This is a genomic window from Sphingomonas sp. P4_G2 (assembly GCF_056401155.1).
The window spans coordinates 272804-294759 of the sequence record NZ_JBFUJY010000001.1 but is presented as its reverse complement, the minus strand read 5'-3'; the positions used below and the strand labels follow the sequence as shown (position 1 = coordinate 294759).

18 protein-coding genes are annotated in these 21956 nt (G+C 65.2%); 7 read left to right on the top strand and 11 right to left on the bottom strand.

Going from position 1 to position 21956, the window contains the following annotated elements; translation table 11 throughout:
• Positions 1-4: 4 nt before the first annotated feature.
• From AC1DRD_RS01265 to AC1DRD_RS01250, 4 genes are all read right to left on the bottom strand, one after another.
• A complete protein-coding gene (locus tag AC1DRD_RS01265) occupies positions 5-1630 on the bottom strand; it encodes a sensor histidine kinase (protein ID WP_478039732.1) in 1626 nt (541 codons plus the stop codon).
• Positions 1624-1989: a response regulator transcription factor gene (locus tag AC1DRD_RS01260; protein WP_478027576.1), complete on the bottom strand. Its 366-nt coding sequence runs from the start codon at positions 1987-1989 to the stop codon at positions 1624-1626. The genes AC1DRD_RS01265 and AC1DRD_RS01260 overlap by 7 nt, the downstream gene beginning before the upstream one ends.
• An 82-nt stretch (positions 1990-2071) precedes the next feature.
• Positions 2072-2734 carry a response regulator transcription factor gene (locus AC1DRD_RS01255; RefSeq protein WP_478027575.1) on the bottom strand — a complete coding sequence of 221 codons (663 nt, stop codon included), beginning with the start codon at positions 2732-2734 and terminating at the stop codon, positions 2072-2074.
• A 78-nt stretch (positions 2735-2812) separates the two neighbouring features.
• The gene (locus AC1DRD_RS01250) at positions 2813-3199 is read right to left on the bottom strand and encodes a hypothetical protein (protein ID WP_478039730.1); all 387 of its coding nucleotides are present in this window, start codon (positions 3197-3199) and stop codon (positions 2813-2815) included.
• 167 nt (positions 3200-3366) lie between these two features.
• Here AC1DRD_RS01250 and AC1DRD_RS01245 point away from each other — a divergent pair, with 167 nt between their 5' ends.
• Positions 3367-6480: a sensor histidine kinase gene (locus AC1DRD_RS01245; RefSeq protein WP_478039728.1), complete on the top strand. Its 3114-nt coding sequence runs from the start codon at positions 3367-3369 to the stop codon at positions 6478-6480.
• Positions 6470-7108, top strand: a complete 639-nt coding sequence (locus AC1DRD_RS01240) for a response regulator transcription factor (RefSeq protein ID WP_478039726.1) — start codon at positions 6470-6472, stop codon at positions 7106-7108. Before AC1DRD_RS01245 ends, AC1DRD_RS01240 begins: the two co-directional genes overlap by 11 nt.
• Positions 7109-7240: 132 nt before the next feature.
• On the opposite strand, the gene AC1DRD_RS01235 is transcribed toward AC1DRD_RS01240, so the two are convergent.
• Complete coding sequence (locus AC1DRD_RS01235) at positions 7241-7990, bottom strand: SDR family NAD(P)-dependent oxidoreductase (protein ID WP_478032697.1); 750 nt, start codon at positions 7988-7990, stop codon at positions 7241-7243.
• A gap of 312 nt (positions 7991-8302) precedes the next feature.
• Between AC1DRD_RS01235 and AC1DRD_RS01230 the strand changes: the two genes are divergently transcribed.
• The 3 genes from AC1DRD_RS01230 to AC1DRD_RS01220 all read left to right on the top strand — a co-directional run bounded on the left by AC1DRD_RS01230 (position 8303) and on the right by AC1DRD_RS01220 (position 10386).
• Complete coding sequence (locus tag AC1DRD_RS01230; RefSeq protein WP_478039724.1) at positions 8303-9268, top strand: hypothetical protein; 966 nt, start codon at positions 8303-8305, stop codon at positions 9266-9268.
• Positions 9269-9279: 11 nt separating this feature from the next.
• Positions 9280-9663, top strand: coding sequence for a VOC family protein (locus AC1DRD_RS01225; protein WP_478039722.1), 384 nt, complete (start codon positions 9280-9282; stop codon positions 9661-9663).
• Positions 9664-9840: 177 nt separating this feature from the next.
• Entirely contained in the window at positions 9841-10386 is a 546-nt protein-coding gene (locus tag AC1DRD_RS01220; RefSeq protein ID WP_478032702.1) for a hypothetical protein, read from the top strand.
• Here the strand turns inward: AC1DRD_RS01220 and AC1DRD_RS01215 are convergent.
• The 4 genes from AC1DRD_RS01215 to AC1DRD_RS01200 all read right to left on the bottom strand — a co-directional run bounded on the left by AC1DRD_RS01215 (position 10285) and on the right by AC1DRD_RS01200 (position 14945).
• Positions 10285-11229 carry an aldo/keto reductase gene (locus tag AC1DRD_RS01215; RefSeq protein ID WP_478032704.1) on the bottom strand — a complete coding sequence of 315 codons (945 nt, stop codon included), beginning with the start codon at positions 11227-11229 and terminating at the stop codon, positions 10285-10287. The two genes, AC1DRD_RS01220 and AC1DRD_RS01215, sit on opposite strands and share 102 nt — an antisense overlap.
• A gap of 89 nt (positions 11230-11318) precedes the next feature.
• Entirely contained in the window at positions 11319-12470 is a 1152-nt protein-coding gene (locus AC1DRD_RS01210) for a glycoside hydrolase family 88 protein (RefSeq protein WP_478032706.1), read from the bottom strand.
• Positions 12471-12481: 11 nt separating this feature from the next.
• On the bottom strand, positions 12482-13744 hold the full coding sequence (locus AC1DRD_RS01205; protein WP_478039720.1) for an oligosaccharide MFS transporter: 1263 nt from the start codon (positions 13742-13744) through the stop codon (positions 12482-12484).
• 115 nt (positions 13745-13859) lie between these two features.
• Complete coding sequence (locus AC1DRD_RS01200) at positions 13860-14945, bottom strand: LacI family DNA-binding transcriptional regulator (RefSeq protein ID WP_478039718.1); 1086 nt, start codon at positions 14943-14945, stop codon at positions 13860-13862.
• A gap of 76 nt (positions 14946-15021) precedes the next feature.
• Between AC1DRD_RS01200 and AC1DRD_RS01195 the strand changes: the two genes are divergently transcribed.
• Positions 15022-15261 (top strand): hypothetical protein, encoded by a 240-nt coding sequence (locus AC1DRD_RS01195; protein WP_478039716.1) that lies wholly within the window; start codon positions 15022-15024, stop codon positions 15259-15261.
• 140 nt (positions 15262-15401) lie between these two features.
• Here the strand turns inward: AC1DRD_RS01195 and AC1DRD_RS01190 are convergent, their stop codons facing one another.
• Entirely contained in the window at positions 15402-18317 is a 2916-nt protein-coding gene (locus AC1DRD_RS01190; RefSeq protein WP_478039714.1) for a TonB-dependent receptor, read from the bottom strand.
• 534 nt (positions 18318-18851) lie between these two features.
• On the opposite strand from AC1DRD_RS01190, the gene AC1DRD_RS01185 reads away from it, so the two are divergent.
• On the top strand, positions 18852-19937 hold the full coding sequence (locus tag AC1DRD_RS01185; protein WP_478039713.1) for a LacI family DNA-binding transcriptional regulator: 1086 nt from the start codon (positions 18852-18854) through the stop codon (positions 19935-19937).
• Between the two features lie 3 nt (positions 19938-19940).
• Here the strand turns inward: AC1DRD_RS01185 and AC1DRD_RS01180 are convergent, their stop codons facing one another.
• Positions 19941-21908, bottom strand: a complete 1968-nt coding sequence (locus AC1DRD_RS01180) for a glycoside hydrolase family 97 protein (RefSeq protein ID WP_478032715.1) — start codon at positions 21906-21908, stop codon at positions 19941-19943.
• Positions 21909-21956 lie beyond the last annotated feature (48 nt).

The window sequence follows — 21956 nt, the reverse complement described above, 5'->3', positions numbered from 1 at the left end:
ACGTTCAGGCGGGAATCGAGGGCAACGAGAAATGGAAACAGGCACCGCCCTGTTCATGGTTCGACACCGCGATCGCCCCGCCATGCGCAGCGATGATCGACTGGCAGACCGCCAGGCCGATCCCCATCCCTTCCGGCTTTGTGGTGAAGAAGCCCTCGAACACGCGATCGAGATCCTCGGCAGCGATGCCAGGCCCCGTATCGCGGATCGAGAACCGCACGCCGCCCGCGCCATCCGGGCCAGTGGCAAGCTCGATCCGGCCCGTCTCGACGTCCGTCAGGGCCTGGAGGCTGTTGACCAGCAGATTGACCACGACCTGCTGGAGCTGGACGCGGTCGCCGAGTACAGGCGGCACGCCGATATCGAGCCGCACCGAGAGCAGGATCGCCCTGGTCTCGACATCGTGGCAAACGAACATCAGCGCCTCCTCGACCACGGCGTTGAAGTCGAGAGGCGCCTGCTCCGGCACATGGCGCGAGGCCATGCCGCGGATACGCTGGACAATCTCGCTGGCATGGCGGGCGCTGTCGGCAACGCGCCGGGTGAGCTGCTCCACCTTGGCGAGGTTGGGATTGTCGCGAGATAGCCAGCGCAGGCTCGTCTCGGCGTTCATCGCGATTGCGGCGAGCGGCTGGTTGACCTCGTGCGCAATCGAGCTGGCAAGCTCGCCCAATGTGGAGATGCGCGCGGCGCGGGCATATTCCTCCTGGAGCTGGCGGAGCTGCGCCTCGGTGCGCAGCCTCTCGGTCACATCCTCGAAGGTGAGCAGAGTCACGTCCAGCCGCTCCGGCGGCGTCGGAAAGGTAACGGTGAGTTCGACGTCGAGCAGCCGGCCGTCGAAGGTCTCGAGCTTGATCAACTCGACATGGCTGCGGTGCCCCTGGAAATGAGCGATGACGACGTTGCGCGCGGTCTCGGGCGCCCGGGCGAAGATGAAGGCGACCGGGCCGATCAGATCCTCGACGCCACTCGTCCCCATCAGCCGGGCAGCACCGCCATTCGCGTCGGTCACGCGCACGATCGCGCAAGCCTGTTCGACCAGCCCGGGACGCGCGTCGAGATGTGCGACGATGTCCGTCACGCCCTCCGCCCGCAGCTGGTAGAAGACGGCGCCCATCGGTCGCGCGTCGACCTGGAGCAGCGCGCCAGGCAGATGGTGGATCAGCCGGCGATAGCGCTGCTCGCTGGCGCGTACCGCCCAGAAAGAACGGTCGTCGGCAAGCTCGCCATCCACCTGCACCCACACCGTGTCGGCCGCGCCCGGCGCGCCCCACACAGTGAGTGTGGAGTCGCGCAGCATGAAGGAATTGACCGCCTGCGTGCGAGCGGCGTGCGCCGGATCGGTGACCACCGCGACGATCAGCGCGGCGACTGTATTCCAGCTTTCCTGAGGGCAGAAATTGGCGACCGGCTGTCCGAGAATGATCTCGCGCGCCGAAGGGGCGCCGACCAGGTCAAGGCTGCGGGTGTTGGCGTCGACGATGCGCGCGCCGTGGAGCAGCGCCGCGACCCAATCCGCCCATTCGCCCCCGGCGGCGACGGTGTCGATCAGCACGCGGACCTGCGACAAATCAACTCGCCAGCAGGCCGCCTCCGCCGCGTCCTGCACCAAGGCCGGACCGGTCAGCATCGCGGGAGAACCGCCTTCAAGGTATCGAGCAGCGCTTCGTCATCAACCGGCTTGGTGAACCAGCCGGTCGCGCCGCCCTGGAGCGCGCGGGCGCGCAGCACGTCCTCGTCACACGAGGTCACATAGATTACGGGCATTGCCGAACCGCCGGCGCGCAGCCGGCGCTGCAGCTCGATCCCGTCGATCTCGGGCATGCGGACATCGGTGATCACGCAGTCGAAATCGCCACATGCCGCGAGAAAGGGTGCCGCTCCCTCGAAGGTACGCGCAGACAGCCCCTCCACCTGGAGCAGATCGAACAGCGCGTCGCGCACGGCCTCATCGTCATCCACGATCGCGATCACCGATAGTCTGGACAAGCGGAGGGTCCTTCTCGACGCGCAAGCCGCGCCCGCCTCCGGATGTCGCCGAATTTTCAGCGCGTCGGTACCATACCATGGTCTAGGTCCCCTCGTGCCTTAGGTGTTCGGGCAGCAGGTCCCAGGCGCGGATCAGCTCGCCGACCGTATTGGCCACCATCTTGCGCATCACGCTGCTGCGGTGGAGTTTCACCGTGACTTCGCTGATGCCGAGATCGAAGGCGATCTGTTTGTTGAGCCGGCCCTGCGCCACCTGGCGAAGCACCTGTCGTTCGCGCGGGGAAAGCGTGCCGTAGCGATCAGCGTGCAGCTTCGTGACCTGCGCGCCGACGCGCTGGGCGAGGTCGCGCGCTATGCCGAGTGCCACCGCGTCGAGCAGCGACTGATCGCGCACCGGCTTGGTGAGAAAGTCGATCGCGCCGGCCTTCATCGCCTGCACGCTCATCGGGATATCGCCATGCCCGGTCAGGAAGATGATCGGCTTGGCGTTGCCCGCGGCGGCGAGGTGCTGCTGCAGATCGAGCCCGCTCGATCCCGGCATGCGAACGTCGAGCACCAGGCAACCGGGCCGCTCGGGCAACTTCGCCTCAAGCAATTCGCGCGTCGAGCCGAAGCCGGCCGCGTCGATCCCTACCGAGAGCATCAGCTCCTCGATCGACGTGCGGACGGCGGCATCGTCATCGACGATCACCACCAGCGGTCGATCCTGGTCGGCCGGCCGGTTCATCTGCAGTCCCTCGTTCATCATGCGACCTCCGGGCTGGCGTGGCTGGAGACAGGAGAACCTCTCATGACGGGCAACCGGGCATAATCCCGAACCCGGTTAGCCCGGACCTCCCCGTTCCGGGGACCGCGGCTCGAGCCGGATCACGCGGCGACCATAGAGATGCGCGTCGATCGACCAGGCGCCGGGGCCGAGCAGCACCAGCGCTACCGCACCACCCGTGCAGCCGACCAGGAACCAGGTGAGATCGTCTCGCGCGCTGCCGATTCCGATCACCAGCACGATGGCGAGCAGCAATGCCGCCGCCCGCGCGCCGAAACCCAATACAAGCGCCAGCGCGATCGCTGCCGCCCCGAGCCCGATCGGCACCGTGATCGCCGGCGCGGGCCATAAACGGGCGAGCGCCGGAAACGCGATCGCGGCATAGGATAGTCGCAGGAGCAACAGCGCGACGCCGAAAAGGCCGTCCGGATAACGTAAGATCAATTTGGGCACCTACCGGCGATAGCCCCTTTGCGGATGCCAGCCAGCCTTCGCTCCGGGGATTTTCCACTCCCCCATTCGGGGGTAGCATCACTGGCGCCTGACGGCGAAGGCCGGGTTGCTTCGGATTTGGCTCAGGAGGGATCCCCGAGGGAGTTGCTGGAACGACAATGCAACTGATCAGGGTCTTTCTTGCTGCGGCGATGCTGCTGCAGCCGGTCGCCAAGGCGGCGGCCAGGCCCGATGCGGGTTCGCCTCGCCTGATGGCGCATTACACCCACCAGCGCTGGAGCGAGGAGAGCGATGCGCCGCGCCCGGTGTTCGCGCTGGCGCAGGATCAGCGCGGCTATCTATGGATCGCCGCCGCGGCGGGGCTTTTCCGCTTCGACGGTATCCGCTTCGAGCCGGTGAGCGCCGACATGGACCTTGTCGCCCAGGGCGCGCCCTCGGCGATCCTCGTCCGGCGCAACGGCGAGGTCTGGACCAATTTCGAGCGTACCGGCCGCTTCGCCGTCTATCGCGACGGCCGGCTGCGGCTGCTCGACGCACCGCCGTCGCCCGATCGCGTGCTGGCGATGCACGAGACTGTCGATGGCACGATCTGGGTGCTGACAGAGAAGATAGGATTGCCCCTGCTGCGATACCGGGCCGGTCGCTGGGCTTCGTTCGGCACGAAAGCAGGCGCACCGCTCGACAATCCATTCAGCATGGTCGTCACCACGGACGGGACTGCCTGGGTCAGCTTTGCCCTGTCGGGCAAGGTCGCAAGAGTGCGCCCCGGCGCCAGCGGGTTCGAGTTCATCCACCACGACGCCGGTGCCCAGGGGCGCTTGTCGCTGGATCCGCAGGAGCGTGTCTGGATCAGCGACATGCACGGCAGCTATCCGCTGACCGGGCCGGGCGGTCGGGGTGCGCCCCCACCCCTTCGCTACCCCTATGCGACCGACGCCGGCGAGATTCGCGGGTGGCCGCGCTTCGATCGCGAGGGAAATCTGTGGATCGCCACTTATTATGGCGGACTGCAACGCGTCACTCGGCCCGATCCCCGCGGCGCCGCGACCAAGGCCGAGGCCACTGCACGAGTGGAGCGATTTACCGCCCGCGACGGCTTGTCGTCAAACGCCACGACCCGGATCTTCCAGGACGCGGAAGGCAATGTCTGGGCCGGCACCCAGAACGGGCTCGACCGGTTCTGGCCGGCGACCCTGCGCTACGAACCCGGGCTTGCCCAGCCCGCCGCATACGGCGACCTGTTGCTGCGCGCATCCGACGGCAGCGTCTATATCGGGGAGGCCGCGACCGTCTATCGCGTACGGCCAAACGCGCGACCGGAGCCGATCTTCCAGAGCCCGGGCAACGAACCGCGTACCTTGTGCGAGGCGCCCGACGGCGCAATCTGGATCGGTCTGAACAACGCAAACGCGCCCGGTCCGAACCCGGGCAAGCCGATCATGATCTGGCGGAACGGCACTATCCGCCCCGGCCCACGCATTCCGCTCGGATATGTCGTCTATGATTGCGCCTTCGACGGGCGGGGCGACTTCTGGGTGACCGCGTGGCACGGGGGCATCGCGCGCCTGCATCAGGGGCGCTGGCAGCGGATCGCCGGCACGCCCGGTCTGCCCTTTGCGCCACGTTCGATGATGACCGACGATCGGGGCCGGATCGTCGTGCATTGGAGCGATCGCGTGCTGAGCCGGCTCGATGGGCTCGCTCGGCAATCCTTTCGGCTTCCGTTCGGCGGATATGCGCCCAACGATATCTCGCTCAACCGCGATGTCCCGGGTACCCTTCTCGTCGCCGGGCAATTCGGTCTCTCCCGCTTCGACGGCACGGGATTTCACACCGTCGCGGCACGGCGATTACCGCTCTTCAGCGGGGTCAACGGTACGGTTCGCACCACTACCGGCGACACTTGGCTCGCGAGTCCGGCGGGCATCCTGCGCTTGCGTTCGGCCGATCTCGACCGCGCCTTTGCCGAACCGACTTGGACGCCGCCCATGCAGGTATTCGACGCAGCCGATGGTCTCAGGAGCCGCCCCCATTCGCACAGCCGCAACGCGATCGTGCAGGGTGGCGACGGACGCCTCTGGATCGCCACGCAGACGGGCACGCTGTGGCTCGACCCCAAGGACGTCAAGCGCAGCGTGACCCCACCCAAGGTCGCGGTCGGCGCGCTCGTCGCCGATCGGATCTATCGCGACCCGAGCAACGTGATGCTCCCGGCGGGCCGCTCCAATATCGAGATCGACTTCGCGGTGCTGAGCTTCTCCAACCCGCGCGCCACCCGGGTCCGCTATCGGATCGAAGGGCAGGACAGTGAGTGGGTGGAAGCCGGCACGCGGCGCCAGGCATTCTACACCAACCTCGCTCCCGGCACCTATCGCTTCCGGCTGATCGCGGCGAACGACAATGGCGTGTGGAACGAGACCGGCGCCACGGTCGAGTTCACCATTCCGCCCACCTTCATCCAGTCCAAATACTTCCTCGCTTTGTGCGTCACGATTGTACTGGCGCTGCTGTGGCTGGCCTATCGGCTGCGCATGGCGACGGTCGCGGGCCGGATTCGGGCGCGGCTGGAGGAACGGATGGGCGAACGCGAGCGCATCGCCCGCGAGCTGCACGATACGCTGCTGCAAAGCGTGCAAGGCCTGGTGCTCCGCTTCCAATCGGTCGCCAACAAGATGCCGCCGGAAGGGCCGGCGCGCGGCCAGCTCGACTCCGCGCTCGCTCGCGCCGACGACATCATCGCCGAGGGCCGCGACCGCGTTCAGGACCTGCGCGGTGCCAGCGACAAGGGCGACCTGCCCGAGCTGCTCAAGGAACGTGCTGTGGCGGCCGGCTTCGATCCCGCGATCGGGGTGCGCATCGTGGTCGAAGGCCGGCAGCGCCCGGTCGATCCGCTCGTCGCGGTCGAACTCGGGCGGATCGTCGATGAGGCGCTGTTCAACGTCTGTCGCCATGCCAACGCCAGCGCGGTCGAGATCGTCGTCCGCTTCGGCAATCGCCAGCTCGGCGTGGAGATCCGTGACGATGGGGTGGGCATGCCGTCCGAGGTGGTCGCGCAGGGTCACAAGCCCGGCCATTTCGGCCTTGTCGGGATGCGCGAGCGCGCCGAGCGGATCGGGTGCAGCCTCTCGATCGACAGCCGCACGGGCATGGGCTGCGCAATCACCATGACGCTGCCTGCCCGCCTCGCCTTTGCCGACCACGCGCCCGGCCGGCGCTGGCGGTTTTTGTCCTGGCTTCTCCGCAAGAAGAAGGAACCGAGCCATGCCGCCTGACAAGGGCGCCTCGCCCGTCCGCATCCTGATCGTCGACGATCACCCCATCCTGCGCGAAGGCGTCATCTCGATCCTCGAGGACCGCACCGACATGATCGTGATCGGCGAAGCGCGTGACGGCGCCGAGGCAGTCGCGCGCTACCGCGAGTTGCGGCCCGATGTGACACTGATGGATCTGCAGATGCCGGTCATGAACGGCGTCGACGCGATCACCGCGATCCGTACCGATTTCCCCGATGCGCGCATCCTGGTTCTCACCACCTATGACGGCGATGTGCAGGCCGTGCGCGCACTCAAGGCCGGGGCGACGGGCTATCTGCTCAAGAGCAGCCTCAGGACCGAGATGCTCGATGCGATCCACAATGTGCATCGCGGCCGCCGCCACGTGCATGGCGATGTCGCCGCCGAGATCGCCATGCACGTGGCCGACGACGATCTGAGCGGGCGCGAAGTCGCGGTGCTGCGCCTCGTCGCCGAAGGCAAAGCGAACAAGGAGATCGGGCACGCCATGTCGCTCTCGGAAGAGACGGTGAAGGCGCATCTCAAGAACATATTCGCCAAACTGGACGTGAGCGATCGCACCCATGCGGTGACGGTCGCCGCGCGGCGCGGGATCATCGAACTCTAGAGTTCGTTTCAGCAAGGCTGAAACGGTGGCGGCGCCGGCACGCGCGCCCACCCGACCTCCCATAGAATATCCTGATTGGGAGGTCGGGTGGGGGCGCGGGCCGGCACCGAATCAGCGAAGCTGAAAACGAGTCTAGAGAAGCGCCATCCCGCCATCGACGCGCAGGTTCACGCCGGTGATGAAGCTGCTCATGTCGGACGCCAGGAACAGCGCCGCACTGGCCAGTTCCTCCGGGCGCCCAAGCCGCCCGAGCGGGATTGCTGCCGCCATCTGCGCCTCGAAGGCCGGACGCTGCTCAGGCGTGACGCCGAGCTTACCCAGGATCTCGGTGTCGGTCGGTCCCGGGCTCAGCACATTGACGCGGATGCCGCGGTCCCTGAGCTCGAGCGCCCAGCTGCGCGCGAAGGCACCGATCGCCGCCTTGGAACCCGCATAGACGGCATGGCCGTCCAACACTTTCTCGCTGGCCAGCGAGCCGGTGATCACGATCGCGCCCTGATCGCGCAGGATCGGCGCGATCGTCTGCACGCCGATGAACACGCCGCGCGCATTGGTCGCGAACTGTGCATCATACTCCGCCTCGGGCACCTGGCCGGAATGACGGATCGTGTTGATGCCGGCATTGGCGACATAGATATCGAGCCCGCCGAACCGCTCGGCGATCTCGTCCGCCGCCCGGACGTGGAACGCCGGGTCGGCGACATCGCCCAGGATGTGTGCAGCCCCGGCCCCGATCTGCCGTACCGCTTCCCTCGCCGCGTCTTCGCGGCGCCCGGAGACGATCACTTGGGCACCCTCCGAGGCGAATAACCTGGCGATCGCGAAGCCGATGCCGCTGGTACCGCCCGTGATCATCGCCGTCTTGCCCGTGAGCAACGCCATATCTTCCTCCTGAACTGGGTTCATCCGGAGATGGGCGCGAGGGCCCTTGCGCGTCACCTGTCCCTTGGTTCAGCCCCCTACCCCCCAAAGTCTTGGCCGCGCCCCTCCCCTGGCCAGATGCGGCCGCCACGCAAACGCGCGACAAAGCGAGCCGAGGCTCCGGTCGAACCATTGGAGCAGCTTGGAGAGCCGTGTTAATCGGACGTGACAGGGATGATGAACGCAGGGGTTTTTCCGATTTCACCCTGCGGCCAACGAAATGGCAGTCGAGCGTCCTACCTGTCCGGCTCCTTCAATGCTCAGGAGGAATGAATGTCGTCGCCGATCCGTATCCTGCTCCAGACGACGATCCCGGGAACCGCGGATGACTGGAATATCGGCCGCTTCTCGATGCTGCGCGACTATCTCGCCGGGTTGACCGATGAGGACGGGGCGCCGTTGTGTGACGTGACGGCCCGGGATCGCACCGCGACGGACAGCCCCGATCCGATACTCTCGACAATCGACCGCTCGGATTTCGACGAGCTCTGGCTGTTCGCAGTCGACACCGGCGACGGGCTCGATCCCGAAGATTGCGCGGCGATCGGCCGGTTCCGTGAAGCCGGGCGCGGCCTGCTGGTGACGCGTGACCATATGGACCTGGGCTGCTCGGTCTGCACGCTGGGCGGCGTCGGTGCCGCGCATTTCTTCCACAGCAGCCATCTCGACCCCGATCCCAGCCGCCGGGTGATCGATGATCGTGAGACCGGCTACATTCTCTGGCCTAATTACCATTCCGGCGCGAATGGCGACTTCCAGCAGATCAGCGTGCTCGATCCGCCCCACCCAGTGCTGCGGGACCCGGGGGCGCCGAACGGGCTGATCCGCTATTTCCCCTCACATCCCCACGAAGGAGCGGTCGACGCGCCCGCCGAAGATCCTACCGCGCGCGTGATCGCTACGGGCGTGAGCAAGGTGAGCGGCAGACCGTTCAACCTTGTGGTGGCCTTCGAGCCGACGCCGAGCGGTGGGCCTGCGATTGCCCAGTCCACTTTCCACCATTTCGCCGATTACAATTGGGACCCGAATAAGGGTTGCCCGAGCTTTGTCAGCGAGCTGCCGGGCGACGGGCTCGCCCACTCGCCGGAAGCGCAGGCTTCGATCCGAACCTATGTGCGCAACCTGGCGCTATGGTTGGCCGGGCGGCCGACCGACGACCGGCAAATGCGCCTCGAGCATGAGCTCGATGAAGCGCTCGAGGAAAGCTTTCCGGCCAGTGATCCACCCGCGATCGGCTAACAGGATACGACATGCTCAAAAACTACGCTTCGTCGGCGATCGTGCCGTGTACCGATCTCGCTCGGGCCAAGGCCTTCTACGGCGAGATACTCGGCCTGCCGCTGATCGCCGATCACGGCAACGGCTTCGTTTTCGCGACCGGTGAGACCAAGCTCAATATCTATCGCAGCGATTTTGCCGGGACCAACCGGGCAGATGCCGTGATCTGGGCGGTCGGCGACGAAATCGAATTAGTCGCCGCCGCCTTGCGCGCTAAGGGGGTGACGCTCGACGAATATCCCGAGGGTTTCGACAAGGTGGTCGAGGGAGTCCATGTAAGGGGGGCGCTAAGCGTGATCTGGTTCAGGGATCCGGACGGCAACATTCTGCACATCACCAGCGGCCACGCGAATTAGTGTCGCCGGAGCCGGTAACGGCGGCTCGATGGCTAAAACCCGGGCGGCAGCCGTACGTTACGAGCGCCAAGGCGATGGCCGAAACATGCCGATGCTCGCGAATGGCCGCTTTTTGAGCCTTCGGTCGAAGCCAACTTCCAGAGACGAGTTCGCTTTGGACCGACGGCTCCTCTCTCGGTGCCCTTGGACAACGGCAAAATCTACGCGGTCTGGGGATATCGCAACCTGAAGCTGGCCGAGTTGAAACCGGACCTGAGCGGAATCGTGCCGGGCAATGAGCGTGAGCTCTTTCCGAAGGACTCGCAGATGGGCGAGGGATCGCACCGCTATAAAATCGGCGACCAATATTTCATCCTGAGCGCCTGGTCGGACGGGCGAATGCGGATGCCCGCGGCGCGGGCGAAGAACATTCTCGGGCCGTGGGAGGTGAACCCCGCGATCAGCGCCGACGAGGACTTCGGCCTGGCGCCCGGAAACCGGCTGGTGAACGATCGGTCCAAGACGGACTTCACGCTCAAGCCGCACGATCCGGCACAGATTGGACGGATGTCGATGCATCAGCCGCCGGGGGCCCGGACAACATCCACACGCCGGGACAATGAAATATGCCCGCCCGGCGCGTCAGACGGCGCCATCCGCCGATGGCACGGGAGCCGCGACCGACAGCAGGCCTGCGGCGCGGAGGTCTTCCCAGAATTCAGGCGGTATCGGCCTGCGCAATAGCGCGATCGTCTCGGCACAGCGCGCCGCACTGCCGATGCCCGGAAGGACCGAGGCGACAGCGGGGTGACCCAGGGGAAACTGCAGCGCTGCGGCCGCGATCAGCACACCGTGACGGTCGCAGACCTCTTCGATCCGCGTCACCCGATCGATGATATGCGTGGGCGCTGCGCCGTAATCGTAACGCAGAGCGCCTGCCCGGCGGGTGCCGCTGGCGAGAAGGCCCGTGTTGTAAGGCCCGCCCGCGATGATCGAGGTGCTCGCTTCCCAGCACCGGTCAAGCAAGTCGAGACTGTCCTGTTCCAGCAGCGTGTAGCGGCTCGCGAGGAGGATGCTGTCTAGCTCGGTTTCGTCCAACACTTGATGGCAGATCGCGGTCTCGTTCACGCCAAGACCAAATGCGTCGATACGGCCCGCGGCCTTGAGTTCGCGAAGCGCAATCAGGCCGCCGTCCAGGAATTCCGCCAACCTTCGTCCGTGATCGGAACCATGTGCGAATTCGCCGATGTCGTGGACCAGAAGGATGTCGATACGCGCCAGACCGAGCCGCTGGAGGCTTGCGTCGTGCGAACGCATCACACCATCGTAGCTGTAGTCGAATTCGGGTCGGAAGGGCATGGCGCTGTGAAAGCCGCTGCGCGGCCGGGATGTGTCGAGGTCCGCATCGGGCACCAGCAGGCGGCCCACCTTCGTCGAAAGGAGGGCCCGGGAGCGGTCGGCCCGCCTCAGCGTATCGCCGAGGCGGCGTTCGGCCTGACCGAAACCGTAATAGGGGGCGACGTCGAAATACGTCGCGCCCTCGTCCAATGCCACGCCCACCAATGCGTCGGCATCCCACTGCGTCATTCTTTGGCCTCGGTCGCCGAGACTGCTGCAGCCCACGCCTAGGAGCGGCAGCTCGATACCCGTTCGGCCGAGTTGACGGGATTCGATCCTCATGCCCAGTAGGGCCGCCAAGGGTCGCGCAGCCGCATGAGCGCCTCGAGGTAGAAATAGTCGCCCCAGATGCAGCATTCGTCCACGCCGACGCCGTTCGGCCAGTGATACACCCCATGGGCGAGAATTCCGTTCGAGCCCTCAAGCGGCGCGAGGTATCCGCGGTCGAGTTCCGCCACCATGCGAACTGCGGCATCGGCGTATCGCCCACGTGCCGCATCAGAGACCGGAAGCGAGCCGGCAATCTCGAGGAGACCGCACGCGGCGATCGCCGCAGCGGAGCTGTCGCGCATGTCCTCATCGGCGGTGAAGACCAGATCCCAGCAGCAGATGCCGTCGCTCGGCATCCGTTCGAGCAAGTAGTCCGCGAGGCGGCAGGCGAGGTCGAGATAGGCCGGGTCGCCGGTGTGGCGGAAGGCGAGCGCGAATCCGTAGATGCCCCAGGCCTGTCCGCGCGCCCAGCAGCTGTCGTCGGAGAAGCCCTGGTGGGTAGACCCGAAGCGCGGCTTCCCCGTCTGGGTGTCCATATAGAACGTGTGATAGGTCGAGTGATCCGGGCGCACGAGATAGCGGGCTGCCTGGGCGACGTGAGCGTCCGCCGCCCGTCGATACCGATCGTCACCCGTCTCGGCCGCCGCCCACCAGAGCAGCGGCAGGTTGAGGTTGCAGTCGATGATCATGCGCCCGCGCTGATCGGGATCCGCCATGTCTCCCCACGCCTGGATGACCCGCGCCACCGGATCGTATCGCGCGAGCAGGAGGGCAGCCGCGTCCAGCGCCGCCCGCCGCGCGGTCTCATCGCCGGACAGGCGCCAGCCCGCCGTGCACGACAGCGTGTAGAGGAAGCCAAGATCGTGGTGGTCGACCGCCGTGCGAGTGTCGACCCGGCGCGCGAAGCTCGCGATCTGGTCCGTCGCCGCGTCCAGGTGGAGAGCCTGGCCCCGCAGCTGCCACGCGAGCCACAGCATGCCCGTCCAGAATCCGTTGGTCCACTCGACGTTGGCGATCGGCGGATAGAGGCCGCCGACGCTTGAGGGAGCGGGCCATGCGGTGCGGAAGTCGGGCATAGCCCGGTCGAGCCGGGCGAGGGCGCGGTCGATGATGGCGTCGACGTGCGACGGGTTGGAAAGGAAATCAGGCAAGGTGGACATCTGGGCTCCGGTCAGATCGTTTCCGTGCCACCAGCGGTCTGGGGCAGCGGCTCGCGTCCTGCGTGGCGCGCTTTCGCCGTCTCGGGCGGCGTGGGCGACAGCGTGAGGAATGAAAGCAGCCAGAACACCAGGGCGAACGCGGCGATAGCGAAGTAGGTTGGTTGGAAGCCGATATGGTCGTAGAGCACCCCGGCGACCGGCGAGAGGACAGCAAGTCCGAGCGAGTGCCCAAAGCTAAATCCCACGAGATACACGGTCGACGCCACCCGCGCCTCGAAATGGTGCGCGATGTAGCGGAACACCGAGACGAGCAGGATAGGCAGCTCGATCGAGTGCAGCATCTTGCACATCGAGATGGTGACGGGGCCGACGGCCAGCCCCGACGCCGCGATACGGAGGATCATGATGCCGCTCGCGATCAGCAGGCCGCGCGTGGCGCCCGTCCGCCGCACGATGATCGGAGCCACGAACATCATCCCCGCCTCGACGAAGATCTGCGCGGAGTTGAGGTAGCCGAACATGGCGTTGCCCATCAGCCGGGTCGGGAACAGCGACGAGAAGTAGAAAGGGAACTGCTGGTCGTAGACCAGGTAAAGGTCGGTGACGCCCAGGATGAGCACCATGAACCCCCAGAACCGGGGCATACGGAGCACGGCAAGCGAATCACCCAGACGCAGAGAGGCACGAGGCGCATCGGACGAGACGCCATCCTGCGTTCTCGCGGCGAAAATGAGCGGAAGGAGCAGCAGTCCGGCGGCGGACGCCATGAAGAAGTTGATTCGCGGATCGAGGTTGTACAGGCGACCCGAGAACAGGGCGGCCGAGGCGAAGCCGAGCGACCCCCAGAGGCGCGCCCGGCTGTATTCGAAGCCGTCCCTGCGGCTGACCCGATCCACGTAGGATTCGACCGCGTAGCTGCCGGCAACGAAGGTGACGCCGATATAGGCACCGCCGACGACGGCGCCCGCCAGGACGTCGGTCCTGAGGAGCGGGCCGTAGACGAAGGTGAAGAAGACGCCAGCAAACACGACGAGGATCGCGATCGCGGCCGGCACGATGCGTCGGAATCCCATACGGTCCGAGATGTAGCCGTAAATGGGCTGACTGATCATTGCCGCGACGAAGTTCGCCGAGAACACGGTGCCCACCTGGACGCCGCTCAGGTGCAGTGTCTGCGTCAGCCAGATCGAAAGCAGCGAAATCGACGCCGCCTGCGCAAAGAAGAAGCAGAAAACGAACGCGCTTAGCAGAATGTAATTGCGGCGGCCCGCCAAGCTTCCCATCCGTCCCCTCGCGCCGCCCGCTGGCGGCTTTTTTGTGATCGATACCAGATCATGCGCCAGGCGGGCGGGCGACGCAAGGGAAGCCTGTCTTCAGAAAGCGTCGTTGCTACGAGCGCTTGGCCTTCACCCTGGGCGCGACACCGATCGATGCTCGCTCGACCAGTTCCAGGTCCGCGTGACGATGCATGATCGAGGCCGCCTCGCCCTCGCGACGTCGGCGGAGGCCTTCCAATGCGAGCAGGATTGCCTGCGCCGCCATGTCCGCGATCGGCTGGTGGATGGTGGCGAGTTCGGGCCAGACTGCAGTGGCGACCGGGGTGTCGTCGAAGCCGGCCACGCTCACGTCGCCCGGGATGGCGAGCCCCAGCCCGTGCGCGACCGCGAGTATGGCGGTCGCCATGTCGTCGTTGCTCGCGAACACCGCGCTCGGCCGCACCTTCGCGTCGAGCAGCCTGCGGCCGGCTTCGAGCCCGCCGCGATAGGTGAAGTCGCCGTCGACGATCCACTCGGGCCGTACCTCGATCTCGGCGTCGGCCATGGCCGCACGGAAGCCTTCCTCTCGCCGCACAGCGGTTGAATGCTTCATGTCGCCCCTAACGAAGGCGATATCGCGGTGGCCGAGGGCGATGAGCCGCTCGGTCATCATCGCAGCACCCTTGTAGTCGTCGATCAGTACCGCCGACGTGTCAGATCGCGGCTTGGCAGTCGTGAAAGCGACCGCCGTGACGCCGCGCTTGCGCAGCATCCTAAGTATCTCCTCGTCGTCGCACAGCGGCGGGGGCAGTATGAGGGCCTCCACCCTGTGCTCGACGAGCTTGCGGACGGCTGCGATATGGGTCGGATGCGTCGCCGTCGGCTCGACGAGAAGCTGGTAGCCAAGCTTTCCAGCCTGCAGGAACGCCCCCATCAGGAAGGCGCTTAGGTTGGACGAGTTCGGGTTCGAATATAGAAGACCGATCTGCAGGTTTCCGCTTCGTGCGGCCCTGGCGGCGAGATTGGGCTTGTAGCCGAGCGCGCGCACCGATGCCATTACGCGCTCGCGCATCTCTCCGCTCACGTGATGACGCTGGTTCACGACCCGCGAGGCGGTCATCGAAGAGACGCCCGCGTGTTTCGCCACGTCATGGATCGTGACCGCCTGGTTCCGGCCGGTTCCCGGCTCGTTGGTCCGCTTCTTCTTGTCGCCCTTCATCGCACCCCCGGTCCTTGCGGCCTGACGTTAGCCGACCTCGGTGCCTAGGACGAGTCGTCGTGGATACCAAAGAATCTTGGCCATCCGCGCGTTGCATAGATCGCCGGACATACTATTTCCAGGTATCGATATCAGAACCATAGCGAAACGCCACCTGTCCGGTGCGGCAGCCTCGAGGATAAAGAGCGCGGCGCTGAAGCAGAACGAGCTGCTGCAGGTCAGCCCGCCCAATATCTACTCCGGCGCGGCACACGGCATGCACACCACGCATGCCGACGAGCTCAACGCAGACGTCCTCGCATTCATCCGGGGTTAGCCGGAACTTCGAAGTTCGGGCGGCGTCACGATGGTCTCAACGCCCGGGGTGGCCAGCGGATGTCTGAGGTTGCGACCTCAACATCCCGGCCAAAAAAAGGGGCGCCCGAAGGCGCCCCATCGGAAAGAGACCTGTCGGCGTCAGCCGCCAAAGGTATAGCGCAGCGTGGCGCCAAAGTTGCGTCCGTTCACAAAATGCTGGCGCAGGATGCGCGTCGCCAGGGCCGGCTCGCCGACATAGCGGTCGGCCGCATTGTTCGTGATGTTCGCCACGCTGAGCGCCAGCGACAGTCCCACCGGGAGCTTCACCGTCACCGATGCGTCCAGAAGGCCATACGCCTTGATATAGCGGCCATCGATCGGGTTGGCCGAGATGCCGAACAGCACCGAAGGCGAGCGCCAGGTGTAGACTACACGCGCCGAGATGGTGCCGTTGTCGAAGAAACCCTGAAGAGAGTAATTGTACTTCGAGGTCAGCGGCTGCGGCGTGATCGTGCGGATGCCGTTCAGGACGAGCGGATTCTTGGTATCCGCATAGGTGAACGTGCCGCTGGCGCCGAACTGGTGCAGGAAGTTCGGCACGAAGGGATAGTCGAAGAAGGTCTGAACCGTCGCCTCCACACCCTTGGCCGAGCCCCGCTGCGCATTGATCGTCTGGGTCACGAAATACTGCCCACCGGTGCAGCTATTCGGCACGATCTGCGTATAGGCGGGTGCCGTTGGCACCGTCTGACACGTCGAGATGCCACTGAAGAAGCCATCGATCCGTTTGTAGAAGAAGTCGACCGCCGCATAGTTCACCGGCGACTGATAGTATTCGAACGAGACGTCGTAGCTGTCGGCACGCTGGGGCTTCAGGTTGGGATTGCCGACGCTGCCCGTGCCGTTCGTCGGGTTGACGATGATTGTCGGGTTTAGCGAACTGAGGTCAGGGCGCGTGAGACCCTTGCCGTAGCCCAAGCGGATGATCGCCCGATCCGTGATCTGCACCTTGAGGTTCACCGTCGGAAGCACGTCCGTATAGGACGAGTTCGTCGAGTTCGGACGGATCACCGGGGTCGGCCCTGTGAGGTCGGTGACCTCGGCCCGGACGAAAGTATCGGTCTTGACGACGCGCACGCCGGCATTGCCCGTGATGAAGTCGTCAAAAAAGCCGAAGTCGGCGACCGCATAGCCGGCATAGGTCTTCTCGCTGAAATAGCGGCGGTTTAACAGATTTTCCGGGATGGCGTCATTTGCCGGAATGCCCGCCGCCGTAAAGCGGTCGCGAACCTGATTTCCGGTAAGACCGTCCGGGCTGTAAACGAGGTAGCCCCCCGAATAGCCGGCCTGGCCGTTCTGGAAATTGTCAGGCGAGAATTCGACGACATCCGGCGCGCTGGTGACCGGAATCGCGTTCGACTGGTTGGCGGTCAGCGCAAGGCCGTTGGTGGTCAGGTATTTTCCACCGTAGGAATAGTTCTTGTAGTGATCGCGCTGCGTGGCGAAACGTCCGCCGAACTTGATGTCCTTCAAGAAACTGTCATCGAAGCGATACTTGAGGTCAAGAGCAACGGAAACGCCGTTATCATTGAAGACCTGATTGGTGCTGTTGGAATACTGCCCATAAACCCACGTCGCGGGACTGGTAAGATCCGGACCCGCGATAGACAGCTGAGGCACCTTGGTCGTGAGGTCGCGGGTGATGCTCCACGTCTCGCCGGCCTTCGGGAGAAGTGTGACCGACCGGTTGTCCTGGATCTGCCGCGCTTTGATGTAGGAGAAGTCGAAGTTCGCATCGAGATGATCGGTCGGCTTCCATTTGAACCCCGTCGCAACGATGCCGGTTTGGTAGCGATGGTGTTCCTCGCCACCCGTGGTGGATAGGCCCGAATTGAGGAACGTGCCGCCCCCCAGTCGCGCGTTGGCCAGCACGTCGTTGCTGCCGCCGTTCGAGTTCCGGTTCGCCAAGGCTTCGTCGATCGTGAACGGAATGGTCACGAGGTTCTGCACGTAGGCGCTGTCGGCCGTGTTCAGGAAGCGGTAGCGCTGGTGGTACAGGTAATCGTTGTAGGTCCCGTTGACGTAGAATTCGAGTTGCGGACTTGGCTTCCATTGAAAGGCGGCGCTGACACCCATGCGGGTGCGCATATAGTCTTCCTCGTTGTTGTTGTTCGTCTCTGCGACCGCCGAAATGACGTTTGCCCGCTGTGCTGCGGTGAGTGTGCTCGGATCGGCGACGGGAACCAGGACCGACACATCCGACCGTCCGGCATAGGCTTGGTTGTAGGCGGCATTGCCGACATATTCAGCGCTGTTCGCTGCGATCGCGCGCCGCAAGTTCAGGCCGCCGTTGGCAGGATCGTTGTCACCGCGGTTGAACGATTTCGAATAGTTGCCGGAGATCAGGAAACCCATCTCGCCGTCGCCCGCCTTCCAGCGCGACGAGCCCAGAAGGAACACGTCGGGCGTGAGCTTCTTGCCAAGATCGTTGTAGTGGCCGCCGAGCGCGACCGTCACGGTCGTGCCCTTGAAGTCCAGTGGCTGGCGGGTGCGGATGTCGACGAGACCGCCGATCGCGCCCTCGATATGGTCGGCCGTCGGGTTCTTGTAGACGTCGATGCCAGCAACGGTGCCGGGCGAGGCGCCCTCGACGTTGAACTCGCGCTGGCCAGCGGTGAAGTAGGCGCGACCGTCGACGCGTGACGCCGTCTGCCCGGTGAGGCCGCGGATGGTGAGGCCGCTGCCCTGACCGACGGGCGATGCCGCCTCGCCACCGAAGCGGTAGGCCTGGACACCCGGAACGCGGGTCAGCGTCTCGGCGACGTTGAGATCGGGCAGCTTGCCGATGTCGTCGGACGAGATGGAGTCGACCACCTCGGGCGCGTTGCGCTTGACGGCGGTGGAAGTCTTAAGGCTCTGGCGGACGCCAGTCACCACGATCTCGGCGGCCTGGTCCGCGGTGGGTTGGCTCTGGCTCGCCGCGGCGGCTACGGGCGCATCAGCGTTCTGAGCGAATGCGGGCGTAACGGCGGTCGTGCACAGCAGCACCGCGATCGTCGAAATCTTCGTATTCATCCTATCCCCTCCTCTGTTCTGGTCTTTTGCCAGTGCGGCGAAGCCGAAGCCAACCGAGGAGACGTGGGGCAGCCGCAATCAGCGACGCCCGGTTTCAACACCCTCTCGGCGGTTTCCGCTCTTCCACCGACCTAGATCGGTATTCGAATCTGGTAACGATAACTGACAATCCATGCAATAGGAAATTGTCTGACTTAATTTGAGGTCAATTGCGATGATCGCGTCGAGGCCGCTGAAAAGTCGCCCACCTTGGCGTTTGCAGAAGGTTCTCTGGGGAAAAAGCTGCTCTGACGAGCTTCTACTAGCCGCCAGCGTGACAGATTTGCCATGATCGCGTGCATACGTAAGTCCGCTTGCCATATGCGAAACGGTTGGTATCGTTATCTGATAATTGATATCGACGACGCGCGACGACATGTCGCGCGACCGCGAGAGGAAGCTAATAAGGCGGAAGCGGCGTGCGCCGACCTGCCTCGACTGTAGAACGCCATCCGCACCCGCGGACTGGCGCCGATGGGGAGCGGCAGTGGACTGATGGCGCGCAAGCAGGACGAAGCGACGACGGCCGGAGGCGAGGGGTCTGATGTGACCCGTCGGCACGGGGCGACCGTGCACGACGTCGCCCGGCACGCAGGCGTCTCCTCCATGACGGTCTCGCGCGTCGTCAACGGCGCCAAGGGTGTCCGCGCCAACCTGCGCGAGAGGGTGGAGGCCGCGATTCGCGACTTGAGCTACGTGCCCAACTTGGCCGCCCGCGCCGCGCGGTCGGGCACGGTCAAGCTCGGCGTGCTCTTCAGCAATCCTCGGTCCTCCAACCTCGGCGAATTCCTGATGGGCGCCTTCACCGAGAGCGCTCGTCTCGGCTGCCAGTTGGTCATCGAACCGACGGCCGGTCATCCGCGAGGCGTCGATGCGGTCCGCAAGATCGTCGAACTCGGCGTGGACGGTCTGGTCCTGCCTCCACCGCTCTGCGACGACATGGAGGCGATGGAGGTCCTGTGGAACGCGCAAATCCCCGCCCTCAGCTTCGCATCGGCCGACCCGCGCTCGTATTCCTCCTCGGTGTCGATCGACGACTTCGAGGGGGCACGGAGCTTGGCTCGCCATCTGCTCACGCTTGGCCATCGCGAGATCGCCTTCGTGCGCGGCGACCCGCTGCACTCCACGGCCAGGGCGCGAGAGGAGGGATTCCGCGCCGCGATGGCGGAGGCGGGGGTTTCGCCGAAGGACGACTTCATGGCCAACGGCGACTTCACCTACCGGTCGGGCCTCTCCGTCGGACGCGAGCTGCTCGAGCGCAAGGCGCGAGCCCGCCCTACGGCCGTGTTCGCAAGCAACGACGACATGGCGGCAGCCATCCTGGCGGTCGCGCACGGTCTCGGCATCCGGGTGCCGGGGGAGCTCAGCGTGGCCGGCTTCGACGACACGCCAATAGCCTCCACCGTGTGGCCGCAGCTCACCACCATCCATCAGCCGCTGGCCCAGATGGCATCGGCGGCTGTCGAGATCCTATTCGAGATGGCGCGTCAGCGCCGAACCGGCGAGCGGGTCGAGACGCATCACCGACGTTGCGACTTCACCCTTCAAGTCCGCGGATCGACCGCCAGACTGGACGCATAGGCCTCAGGCGGGCGTCAGGATTATTGCGGCGCCTCCGGAAGCGGCGAGCGTCAGCTCGAGCACATCGTTCGAATCGACCCGGCGTTCCGAGATCATGACCGGCGTTCTCCACGGCTGTTCCGCGGGTTCGCCATCAGAGAATATTCTTGCCGTCCAATGGCCGGCCTTCACGAAAGCGAGCGGGAGACGAAGTTTTCGCCCATCCTCGTTCGTCATGGCTCCGACGAACCAGCGGCTTCCGCTGCGGCGCGCGATCGCGACGTGCTCGCCGATAGCTCCGGACAGCGCGCGGGTTTCGTCCCACGTAGTCGGGCACGCGTCGAACCACTCGAGCGCGTCCCAATTGCCGGTCGCGAACTTGTCGGGTTCGTCATACCAATAGAGCAGCGTAAGCGGACTGTAATAGACCACCGCGGCCGCGAGTTGGTGCGCGTTTGTGGTTTGGTTTCGGTCGAGAGCGTAGCAAATCGTGTAGTCTATCGGGCCCGCGATGCAGCGGGTGAACGGGAGCGTCACGTTGTGACGCGCGGTTGGGAAGTGCTCGTTCCCTCTGACGCCTTCCAACGACAGGTAGTTTGGCCAGGTACGTTCGAGGCCTGCTGGGCGCAAATCGTCATGAAGGCTGACGACGAAGCCAGCGCGACCACACTTCTCCACGAGGCGGTCGACGAACCGCACGTCGCTCTGACGGCCTTCCCACATGAAGCCGAACTTCATGCCGGCAGCGCCCCATCGGCGGTAGGTCGACAGAAGCTGCGGCAACTGGCGCATCGCGGGGACGCGGTCAACGTAGAGCAGGGTTCCGACACCGGCTGCCCTTGCCTCGCGGATCACCCTTTCGATGTCGAGACCTACAACCGGGACGGACGCATCGCTGGGATCGGTGCCGTCACCATACCAGTGCGCGTCGAAGAGGACGTAGGAGAGCTTGCGACGTCTGGCGAATTCGACGCACGCGAGCGCCCGGGCAGTCGTATAGGGTACGCGCACTCGGACCGCCTTGCCGGGCCGGATCCAATCAGTGTTCCCGAGGCGGTTCGGCGCAGCGAACAATGCCGGCAGACCGGCCCTATCGATGAGTTCGACCTGACTGCGCGCAACGGCCACGACCCGCCATGGAGTCGAGAAGGGCACAGCGACATCGAACGACATCTCCGGCGGTGTGTCGCCAGGGCCCGACCAGCCCGTCGCACGACCGGGAAAACGCATCAGATGGGACAGGATGCAGTCTGCCGCCGGACCAGGACGAAACGCAAGGCGGGGATAGTCAAACCGGTCCGCCTCTGCGAGCGAAAGCGCGAGCCCATCGGGCGTCAGGACCGTCAGCGGAAGGTCCGCCATAGGGCCGGCGTCGGAACTGCGTGTGAGCGGGGGATCCGGGACCGGGTCCATGCGCAGCGCCGAGGACTTCAGATACTCCCCCTCGTCTCTGCTGCTCCATACCTTCGATCCCTGCGGCAATGCGAACTCGGTCTCTTCCGCGGATAGGCGGATCACCGCCTTTGCAGCCGTTTCGATCCTGTACCGGAGCGCGAAACCATGATCGTGCACCCGGATGATCACAGCAAAGCTGACCTGACGACGCGCGTCCCGAAAGAGCGCGGTCAACTCCTCGTAGCTTTCGTCGTATCTCGCGGCCGTTCCATAGGGTGGGGTCCAGACGCCACGGTGGCTTGCCCGCGACTGTCCGGTCAGGCTTGCATTCGGGCCCAGCAGCGAGCCGTCCTGAAGACGCAACGCCAAGCTTCCTTCGCGAAGCACCGAGCGCCCTTCGAAGGAAGCACTCCAGCGCGGCGGCAATTCCGGACGGGCCAGGTGCAGTTCGAGACGAATGCGTCCGTCTGGGGACCGGACCACCAAGCCGTGGGACACTTTCCCTTGGGCTGGGATCGCCAAAGCCGATCCGATCGCGGCCGTACCCAGACCGGCAAGAATGTCGCGCCGTCCGACTACCAGGTTCGTGTCGCCCATCTTTAGCCCTCCTCACCGGTCGATATGTCCGCCTGGCTTCCTTCGATC